The organism is Cobetia sp. SIMBA_158, assembly GCF_046566945.1.
Classification (GTDB): Bacteria; Pseudomonadota; Gammaproteobacteria; order Pseudomonadales; family Halomonadaceae; genus Cobetia; species Cobetia amphilecti.
On record NZ_JAWJYL010001260.1, the window covers coordinates 1 to 228 of the forward strand.

1 protein-coding gene is annotated in these 228 nt (G+C 73.2%); it reads right to left on the bottom strand.

Annotated elements, in window-relative coordinates; translation table 11 throughout:
- Positions 1-228, bottom strand: a 228-nt coding sequence (locus R2R70_RS23760; RefSeq protein WP_410979456.1) for an aldehyde dehydrogenase family protein, incomplete at both ends; no start/stop codon positions are given.

Below are 228 nucleotides of genomic sequence, written 5' to 3' on the forward strand. Positions count from 1 at the left end.
GCCGCCATCGACGCCGCTTCGGTGCGCGCCTCCCAGAGCGGCTTGCCGGTTTCGCGGCCGATGGCCTGGGCGAGCTGCTCCTTGCGTTCGGTGACGAGCGCCGCGAAGCGCTTGACGATCTCGCAGCGCGCCTCGAACGGCAGATTCGACCACGCCGGGAAGGCACGGCGCGCGGCGCTCACCGCGCGCTCGACGTCGCCCTCGTTGGCGGCGTTGCCGCTCCACACG